The organism is Accumulibacter sp. (assembly GCF_023806565.1).
In the GTDB taxonomy this organism is placed as follows: Bacteria; Pseudomonadota; Gammaproteobacteria; order Burkholderiales; family Rhodocyclaceae; genus Accumulibacter.
The window spans coordinates 1-5057 of sequence record NZ_JAMTDV010000033.1; the positions used below are offsets into that span (position 1 = coordinate 1).

6 protein-coding genes are annotated in these 5057 nt (G+C 64.6%); 3 read left to right on the forward strand and 3 right to left on the reverse strand.

Translation table 11 applies throughout. The features are described from left to right. A partial coding sequence (locus NFV80_RS04320) for a diguanylate cyclase (RefSeq protein WP_295327005.1) occupies positions 1 to 1361 on the reverse strand: 1361 nt, incomplete at its 3' end. Between the two features lie 432 nt (positions 1362 to 1793). On the opposite strand from NFV80_RS04320, the gene NFV80_RS04325 reads away from it, so the two are divergent. The 3 genes from NFV80_RS04325 to NFV80_RS04335 are packed head-to-tail and all read left to right on the forward strand — an operon-like array spanning position 1794 to position 3966. Beyond that, positions 1794 to 2618, forward strand: coding sequence for a substrate-binding domain-containing protein (locus tag NFV80_RS04325; protein WP_295327002.1), 825 nt, complete (start codon positions 1794 to 1796; stop codon positions 2616 to 2618). An 11-nt stretch (positions 2619 to 2629) separates the two neighbouring features. Then, positions 2630 to 3322, forward strand: coding sequence for an ABC transporter permease (locus NFV80_RS04330; protein WP_295326999.1), 693 nt, complete (start codon positions 2630 to 2632; stop codon positions 3320 to 3322). Then, the gene (locus NFV80_RS04335; protein ID WP_295326996.1) at positions 3319 to 3966 is read left to right on the forward strand and encodes an energy-coupling factor ABC transporter ATP-binding protein; all 648 of its coding nucleotides are present in this window, start codon (positions 3319 to 3321) and stop codon (positions 3964 to 3966) included. The genes NFV80_RS04330 and NFV80_RS04335 overlap by 4 nt, the downstream gene beginning before the upstream one ends. 34 nt (positions 3967 to 4000) lie before the next feature. Here NFV80_RS04335 and NFV80_RS04340 read toward each other — a convergent pair whose 3' ends face one another. Together NFV80_RS04340 and NFV80_RS04345 are read right to left on the reverse strand one after the other, a co-directional pair. Further along, entirely contained in the window at positions 4001 to 4453 is a 453-nt protein-coding gene (locus NFV80_RS04340; RefSeq protein ID WP_295326994.1) for a hypothetical protein, read from the reverse strand. Positions 4454 to 4570: 117 nt separating this feature from the next. Continuing rightward, a partial coding sequence (locus NFV80_RS04345) for a tRNA pseudouridine(55) synthase TruB (RefSeq protein ID WP_295326992.1) occupies positions 4571 to 5057 on the reverse strand: 487 nt, incomplete at its 5' end.

Here is a 5057-nt window from a genome sequence, read left to right on the forward strand (position 1 = left end):
GGGACGGCATGGCGCATGAGGAAGCCGACGATCTTCTTCGGCAGCGAGGCAGTGAACTGGCGCGCCGACAGATTGACCGCCACCCGCACGTGCGACAGCCCCTGATCGAGCCAGTCGCGCACCTGCAGACAGGCGGCATCGAGCACCCAGTCACCGATCTGGTTGATCAGCCCGGTTTCCTCGGCCACCGGAATGAATCTCGCGGGTGGAATCAGACCGTGTTCCGGGTGCTGCCAGCGTAACAGGGCTTCTGCCCCGGCGATTCGTCCGCTGGCCAGATCGAGTTGCGGCTGGTAGAGCAGATGCAATTCGCCGCGCTCGCTGGCGCGACGCAAGCCGCCCTCGAGCTTGAACTGCTCGAACGACCGCTGGTTCATTTCCTGCGAATAGAAAACATGTGAATTGCTGCCACGTTTCTTGGCTCGGAACATGGCGACGTCCGCATTCCTCAGCAAGGTTTCGGCATCGCGGCCATCATCGGGAAAAATGCTGATGCCGATGCTGGCGGACAGCAGGATCTCGTGTCTTTCCAGGAAAAACGGTTCAGCCAGTGCGGCAAGCACCTTTCGCGCCACCTGCCCGGCGTGCTCGCGGCGGTTGATCTCGGGCAAGGCGATGACGAACTCGTCGCCGCCCAGTCGGGCGACGATGTCCCCCTCGCGCAGAGTCGTCGACAGGCGGCGACTCACCTCACGGAGAATGCAGTCGGCCTGCGTGTGCCCGAAGGAATCGTTGACGTGCTTGAAACGATTGAGATCGAGAAACAGCAAGGCGCCGTGAGTCCGCTGGCGCTGCGCTGCACTCAGCGCCTTTTCGAGCAGCGAGTAGAAGAGATTGCGATTCGGCAGCGAGGTCAGCGAATCGTAATAGGCAAGGCGGTGGATCTGGCGCTCGGCCTCCTTGCGCTCGGTGGTGTCGGAAAAGACGACGAAGTAATGGCGGAGTTCGCCATCGGCATCGCTCAGTGAACCGATTGCCGTCCAGGCGGTAAAGGTGTCGCCGTTCTTGCGCTGCAGCAGAAGCTCGCCGGACCACTCGCCGTCGTCAACGACACTGTCGCAAATCTTCGCTCGCAGCAGCGACTGGCCTTCCTGTCGGAGCAGCAGCCCCGCCGGCTGACCGAGGACTTCGCTTTCGCGGTAACCGGTAATGTTCGAAAATGCCCGATTGACCGAGACGATGGTCTCGCCGGCATCGGCCACCAGCACCGCCTCGTTGTTGCGCGCGAAGATCTTGTCGTGCAGTCGCAGCCTTTCTTCGGCGGCGCGCAGAACGGCGTGCTCCGGCTCGCCTGGGTGATCGCGGCCACCGGCATCGCAGCCGCTTGCGGCAGGATCGGCGAGGCCTGGTTCGGGAAGCATGGCGGGCGTCCGTTACCCTTGGCAAGCGATTCGGGCAGCCGGGAGCAAATCGGCCACCTCTTTGCACACCCGGCGCAGCCGTGCGAAAACGGCTTGGTGCGCGTCGATTTTCTCGCTACACTCGCCTTGCCTGGGCAGTCTCTGACGGGTCGTCAGCAACAGAGGAAGCGTTCCGGCTGCAAGCGGGCCAGCGGAAGCGGTACGCGGTACGCCTCCGCCCGCTTCGACCGCACGCGGCGCCACGAGGACTCCTCCTGGCAAGTCCCGACGCTTGCCGGCAGCCGGCAGCGGACGAGAGAATGGGTCGGAAGCGCGCATGTATCCCATCTCCTGTCTTGCGAAATGCATCCGCCCGCCCGCAGCCCGAAGAATGCGCCTTAGGGCAGGCAGTAGTAGCCTTAAATCATACGCTTTTTGCGCAGTCCGATCGCCATGCACGATAAATTCTTTGGCCCCTTCCGCCTGTTTGCGGCAATTTGCCTGCTTTTCGGTCTTTCATTCCCGGTGCTCGCCGAGGGACTGTTGCGCCTGGCGACGACGACCAGCACGGACAACTCCGGCCTGCTGCGCGCCATCCTGCCGCAGTTCGAACGACAACAAGGCATGCGCGTGCAGGTCATTGCGGTCGGCACCGGCAAGGCGCTCAAGCTGGCCGAGAACGGTGACGTCGATGTCGTCCTGGTGCATGACCGGCAGGCCGAGGATGCCTTTGTCGCTGCCGGGCACGGGGTCGGCCGCCGCGACGTGATGTACAACGACTTCGTCCTCGTCGGGCCGGCCGGCGATCCGGCGCAAATACGCGGTCGCAGCGACGTGCTCGACGCTTTTCGCCAGATCGCCGCCAAACGGGCGCGTTTCGTCTCGCGCGGAGACGATTCGGGGACCGAGCGCATGGAGCTCCGCTACTGGCAGCAACTCGGAATTGCCGCCAAGGGCGCCCCGTGGCATGTCTCGGCCGGACTCGGGATGGGCGAGGTGCTGACGATGGCCGGTGAGATGCAGGCGTATACGCTGGCCGACCGAGCCACCTACGCCAGCTACCGGAGCCGCACGGGCCTCGAAATCCTGGTGCAGGGCGACCAGCGGATGTTCAACCCCTACGGCATCATCGCCGTCAATCCTGCGAAGTACCCGGAACGCAATTTTGCCGGCGCGACCGCGCTGATCGACTGGCTGACCAGTGCCGCTGGACGCGCGGCCATCCGCTCCTTCCGACCCGACGGCGAGCAGTTGTTCTTCGTCACGGCAGATCGCTAGGATTCCCCGGCTTGGCACTCGTCGACGCCAGCGAGGCTGCCCTGCGCCTGCTCTTCTCGGGCGACCCGGAGCTCTGGGGGATCGTGGCGGTTTCGCTGTCGGTCAGCCTGCGCGCGATGCTGCTGGCGATGCCCATCGGCATCGGCATCGGCTATCTGTTGGCGACCGTCGATTTTCCCGGACGGCGAATGCTGATCGTCGTGACGCAGGGGCTGCTGGCATCGCCGACGGTCGTCGTCGGCCTGATCCTCTACCTGCTGCTCTCCCGTCAGGGCGTCTTCGGCCAACTGCAACTGTTGTTCACCCAGACGGCGATGGTCATCGGTCAGGTGCTGATCGCTCTGCCGGTGCTCATCGCTTTCTCGCTGGCGGCGATTCAGAGCGCCGACCCGCGCGCCCGCGAGACGGCGATCGCGCTGGGCGCGGCGGACGCGCGCATCGCCTGGACGCTGCTCGTCGAAGTGCGCTTCGCCCTGATGGCCGCTGTCTGCAGCGCCTTCGGCCGGGTCGTTTCGGAGATCGGCTGCTCGCTGATGGTCGGCGGCAACATCGCCGGGGTGACGCGCAACATTCCGACGGCGATCGCGCTCGAAACGAGCAAGGGCGAGTTTGCGCAGGGAATCGCCCTCGGCATCGTTCTCCTGCTCGTCGCGCTCGGAATCAACTCGGCTTTTGCCTTTTTCCAGGGAGAATCGCGGCGATGAGCCTGTTGCGCGTGTCGGCGCTCGCCAAGTCCTTCGGCGCCCGGCGGCTGTTCGCGATCGACGAGCTGACACTCCTGGCCGGCGCGAGCTACGTGCTGACCGGCGAAAACGGCAGCGGCAAGACCACCCTGCTGCGCATCATGGCCGGTCTCGAAACACCCGACGGCGGCGTCGGTCACTACCGCTCGCGCCGCTTCGACTGGCAGCCGTACCCCGACTGGCTGCGACGGGAAGTGATTTACGTGCATCAGCAACCGTATCTGTTCCATACCAGCATCGCCCAGAACATCGCTTACGGCCTCTGCGCCCGCCGCATCGATCGCCGCCGACGGGAAAGCCTGGTCGCCGGGGCGATCGCCTGGGCACGCCTGGAGCATCTGCTGGCGACGCCCCCGCAGAAACTGTCCGGCGGAGAAAGGCAGCGCGTCGCACTCGCCCGCGCCTGGGTACTGGCGCCCGCGGTTCTCCTGCTCGACGAGCCGACGGCCAGTCTCGACGCCGAGTCGCGGCGACAAACCATCGAGCTGCTGCGCGGATTCGGCAGCGCACGCACGACGACGGTAATCGCCTGCCATGATCGCGACGTCATCGAACTGCCCGACGTGCGACGTCTGGATCTGGCAGGCGGTCAGATCGTCGTCTGAACCTTCCGCATCTCCACCTCCCCCGTACCGCGCCTTACTTCTCGAGCGAGACCTTCACCCCCTCGGCTGCCAGCTTGAGGCTCAGCCCCTTGGTCATCGTCTCGACCTTCATTTCCACGCCCTTCTCGTTCTTCATGACGGCGCTCGTGCCGCCGCCGTACAGGGTGCCGCCGGCGGCGCCAGAAAGGAAGGTCCCTTCGATATCCTCGATATGCTTCAGATTGTAGACCTTGCCCTTCGCCTTGAGGCCGGTACCTCCCACCTCGGCGGCCGAGAGACCATCAATCTTGATCTTGTACGTCTTGCCGTGGAACACTACGTCGCCGCTGCCCCAGGTAAAGCCAATCCCTACCCCGATAGAACCACCGGAAAATTGGATCGTCGCATCGGGCACAGGAGCCTTCTTCGCAGGCTCGGCAGCGCCAGCACCAGCGGTAACCAGGCAAAGAGCGGTAACGGCGATGGTTCTTGAAAACGTGGCAAACATGGCATTGACTCCTCATTCAGGGAAAGGGAATATCCATCATAGCAAGAATCACGGCACTCCTTCCGCTCTCCGCACGGTAAGTTTTTTCCCTTCGAAAGGTCGCCATTGCCGCGCCGATCAGTTGGATCCCTGCGGCGCGCCAAGCACCCGCCGCAGCTGCAGCTTCCCGGCGCCATCGAGAGCGCCAGGACCAAGCAGATGGCTTTCAGCGTGGACTCGGCACCGCCCGGACAGACCATCCACCATCACCGGGTTGCCATGCATGAAGCGCTGCGCTGCCGCGTCGTCCAGGTACACCGGCGGCAGGCTCTGCAGCAGGGCATCAGGCGCCAGTAGCCAGGTTTCGCGCTGCTCTTCGGCAAGCGCCGCCAACCGGTCGAGCGTCACCGCGTCGGCAATCCGCAGCGGGCCGACGGCGACCCGGCGCAGAGCAGTCAAATGGGCGCCGCAAGCGAGCGTGCTGCCGAGATCCTCGGCCAGGCTGCGAATATAGATGCCCTTGCTGCAAGCGATCCGCAAGCGGAAGTGGTCGCCCGAGAAATCAAGCAAGCGGAGCTCGTGAATGATCACCGCACGCGGCGCGCGCTCGACGGCTATCCCCCGC